Raw genomic sequence first — 3,555 nt, forward strand, 5'->3', positions numbered from 1 at the left:
GCGTAGCGGTGTCACCCAAAAGGTGAACGCGAACATATTGCGCGAGGACGCCACATCCCATATTGCGCGAGGACGCCACATCCGAAGGCGGAAAACTCAGTATTCACGCGGCTTCCATTGAGGTGATGAGCGGTCAACTGCGGTTTTTGGGTTCAAGACGGTTGTTGACCCTGTGCGCTTCCGCGATGGGTTGGGCGCCTGCGCCGTGACACTAGACAAGCGGCCATTGAACATGTACAGAAACGCGTACAGAAAAGGAGCCCTGCCATGGATGCGATCACCTACACCACCGTTCGTGCAAACCTTGCCAGCGCAATGGACCGTGTTTGCAACGACCATGAAGCCCTGATCATCACTCGCAACGGAGCACAGTCCGTCGCAATGCTCTCGCTCGAAGACTACAAGGCGCTGGAAGAAACTGCCTATCTTTTGCGCACGCCGGCTAACGCCAAGCGTCTTCTGTCGGCCGCCGCACAACTGGACGCCGGCAAGGGCGTTGAGCGGAAGCTGTCCAAGTGAAGCTGGCTTTCGCTGACGAGGCATGGGAAGACTACCTGTACTGGCAGAAACAAGACAAGCGTATGGTGGAGCGAATCAACAAGCTGATACGCGAGACACAGCGCGAGCCCTTCACAGGCGTGGGCAAACCCGAGCCGTTGAAGCATGCGCTTTCAGGGTTCTGGTCACGCCGAATAACAGATGAGCATCGCATGGTGTATCGCGTCGAGAATGATGGGCTGCTGATCGCTCAGCGATGATCGCCTCCGTCATGCCCTTGGCCTTGAGGTCCTTGGCGAGCTGTTCGCGTTCCTGGTCAAACAGGTCGGAAAGCCGCTTCAGGAACAGCATGCCGAAGATGTATTCCTTGTACTCCGAGGCGTCCATGTTGCCGCGCAGGTCGTCGCAGGCACGGAAAAGCAGGCTGGAAAGCTGGCTGAGGGTGAGCTTGGTCATGCAGTCATACCGTGTGATTGTTGCGCTTTGCCACATTTAGCGCGCTTGGCCTTTCCAACTGCGTGTTGTCTCCCACATACATTTCTCCCTTTAATTCTTATCTGCCGAATCTTCGCACAACCCAGTGTGCTGCCAGGCGTATTACCCCAACGATAAAGAGCTAAACACTAGGTATTCCTCTCAAACAGCATGTGTATAGCAACAGCACACACGTTTTTGCATGACCTCTTGCGCGATGCACGGTATGGCTTGAAATGCGACCGATCTGATTCTATGGGATCGTGGTTAGCAGGTTGCTCGGGTTCCTACAGAATGTGGGCCAGCCCCAATCGGAAGAACCTCAGGCCAGCACCATCCAGGTCTGCCCCACTTCCCGCTCGACTGCCACGCCCTTTCGGCTCAGCCGGTAAGTCAGGGAGCAGCACGCATGAGGCTTGGACAACACGGCCTTGTTCAACACCCCGTAATTGTCCCCGTCGCAGCGGGCTGAGCGGCTCACTAGACCAGGGGGTCCTTCGTGACGAAGCCGGGCCCCGATCGCTTGGGTAAAGTGGTGGCTGCTTGGATGAACCAGATCCGGGTAAGCCGCAATTTTTGGCCGCAGATCGACAAGCGCAGCATCGCAGCGCACCCAGTACACCTTGCGCTCACCCGTGATGTGTTCGCGCTCACCGCGAATCACCAGCTGGTCAAAGCCTGCATCTGCCAGAAACACATTCCGCCAGTGGTGAACGGTTTCGTGAACCGTGGTTTCGACCGAGTCCGACCCGTACCAGATGCCGTAGCTGCCATCGCTGAAGCGACTGGCCGCCCAGTGCTTGAAAGGAAACTCGATGGCGTTGAACCAGGCGGATTCCTCAAACGGACGGTCGATGACGGGCATGGAGGATTCGTAGGTTGGCGGTTTGGTCGCAAGTTCATGCTGTTGGGCAACGTCCCAGTCTGCGGGGTCGTCGGACAGGTCGTCAAAAAGGTCCTGGGTCACCCGGATGGATTTGATGTTTCGCGCCAGGTCCTGATGCACATCGACCAGGGACAGCCCGGCAAAGAAAGCGTCCGTCAATGACCGCGCACCCGGTCCAGATAGGCACGGACCACCAGCATCCCGGCGAAACCCCATTCCCGTATGACCTCGGCCGGGGTTCGCCCATCGAAGGCACGGCTGCGTTGGGTCATCCACGCGTAGGCCAAGTCGCGGTCCTGTGGAAAAACCAGGCGCAGGTTCTTGTGGATCGCGAGCACATGGCCGGCACGCTCCAGCAAATCCCGATTTGCCGCCAAGGGTTCCCCCTTGCGGTAGCGGCTGAGCGCAGCCCGGTTATTGGTGGCCAGGCCGAGCATGGCCAACTGGTCCTCGGTTCCGAGTTTCCAGTGCTCGAAGGCGCGGGTCACCATCCTGGCCAAGGCGCCCCGATTATGTTCGGATTGATTGAATGCTGCGACCGCCTGATTCATGATGTCCTCCGATCCTGATATGTTTTAATTGTATCTAATATAGTTACAATTGCAACAATTAAGCGGGTGCGGATACCGGGACTTGAAGGCGTTCACCGGGCCGCTCTGGAAAGCGCCCTCCTTCACCATGGAATCTCGCTGCCGTCATGGCGGAAAAAGCGCCCGTTCATCTCCGGCTTGAAATTCTCCACCAGGGTGCGCATGCCGTGGACGCTCTGCTCGGGCGTGAGCGTCGCGTCGGGACCACCCATGCGGGTTTTCACCCAGCCCGGATGCAGCAGCAGGAGACCGATGCCGCGCTGCGCGAACGCATGCGAGAGCCCCTTCATGGCGGCGTTCAAGGCAGCCTTGCTGGATCGGTAGGCGTAGCTGCCTGGATCCGCGATCTCGGCGATGGACCCCATGTGGCTGCTGACCGTCACCACGCGTTTTTTCTCGCTTCTGGCCACCTGCTCGATGAATGCCTCGCTCACCCGCACCGCTCCCAGGGTGTTGACGGCGAAGGTGCGCAGCCAGACTTCGTAGTCGATCCCCCCGAGGTCTCCCATGAACTTGTCCAGATACACGCCCGCATTGTTGAGCAGCACGTCGATCCGGGCTTCCTCCAGGTCGAGCTGCAGGGTGCGCAGCTGCTCGCTGTCAGTCACGTCGAGACGATGCACGCTCAGTCGCGGCTGCCGGACGGCCAGGGCCTTGAGGTCGTTGGCTTCTTCGGGGCGGCGGCAGCTGGCGAACACCCGCCAGCCGGCCTCGGCATACTGCCGTGCCCATTCCAGACCCAGCCCGCGGCTGGCGCCGGTGATCAAGACACTGGTCATCGTTTTCATCGGATGTTTCTCCAACCCTTGCCATTGCCCGGGCGCCCGGCGAATCACTAGCAGATGACCGGGCGCCAATGTGTGTTCTTGACTATCTTGAATGTAGGTCATCCGCCTTGATGGCCGTCGGCGTTCTTCGGTCAGCAGGCACAAAACGGCGAGGAACGCTCGTTAAATATCTATCCGGTCATGGGAAAGGGTAAGGGCGCTTGTGAGAGGGATCGTGTCCGCAATCATTGAACCGGCCCCAAACCGCCCCGCCGATCCGGCGCACCGCCCGTGATGGCCGAACGAATAGAAACCCTTTTATACGCATTGTGTTGGCGGG

At 59.0% G+C, this 3,555-nt stretch carries 5 protein-coding genes and 1 pseudogene; 2 read left to right on the plus strand and 4 right to left on the minus strand.

Annotation, left to right across the window (positions count from 1 at the left end):
• The first annotated feature begins 267 nt into the window (after positions 1-267).
• Positions 268-519, plus strand: a complete 252-nt coding sequence (locus ABW22_RS13800; RefSeq protein ID WP_059757914.1) for a type II toxin-antitoxin system Phd/YefM family antitoxin — start codon at positions 268-270, stop codon at positions 517-519.
• The gene (locus tag ABW22_RS16890; RefSeq protein WP_082708864.1) at positions 516-758 is read left to right on the plus strand and encodes a Txe/YoeB family addiction module toxin; all 243 of its coding nucleotides are present in this window, start codon (positions 516-518) and stop codon (positions 756-758) included. Before ABW22_RS13800 ends, ABW22_RS16890 begins: the two co-directional genes overlap by 4 nt.
• Before the next feature lie 52 nt (positions 759-810).
• On the opposite strand, the pseudogene ABW22_RS18350 reads toward ABW22_RS16890, so the two are convergent.
• The 4 genes and pseudogenes from ABW22_RS18350 to ABW22_RS13820 all read right to left on the minus strand — a co-directional run.
• A pseudogene (locus tag ABW22_RS18350) lies at positions 811-990 on the minus strand (type I restriction-modification system subunit M N-terminal domain-containing protein); the annotation flags it as partial.
• Between the two features lie 304 nt (positions 991-1,294).
• Positions 1,295-2,017 (minus strand): RES family NAD+ phosphorylase, encoded by a 723-nt coding sequence (locus ABW22_RS13810; protein WP_059757921.1) that lies wholly within the window; start codon positions 2,015-2,017, stop codon positions 1,295-1,297.
• A complete protein-coding gene (locus ABW22_RS13815; protein WP_059757924.1) occupies positions 2,014-2,409 on the minus strand; it encodes an MbcA/ParS/Xre antitoxin family protein in 396 nt (131 codons plus the stop codon). Before ABW22_RS13815 ends, ABW22_RS13810 begins: the two co-directional genes overlap by 4 nt.
• 122 nt (positions 2,410-2,531) lie before the next feature.
• The gene (locus ABW22_RS13820; RefSeq protein ID WP_193393311.1) at positions 2,532-3,236 is read right to left on the minus strand and encodes an SDR family oxidoreductase; all 705 of its coding nucleotides are present in this window, start codon (positions 3,234-3,236) and stop codon (positions 2,532-2,534) included.
• Positions 3,237-3,555: the final 319 nt, after the last annotated feature.

This window comes from Thiobacillus denitrificans, assembly GCF_001530125.1.
Classification (GTDB): domain Bacteria; phylum Pseudomonadota; class Gammaproteobacteria; order Burkholderiales; family Thiobacillaceae; genus Thiobacillus; species Thiobacillus denitrificans_C.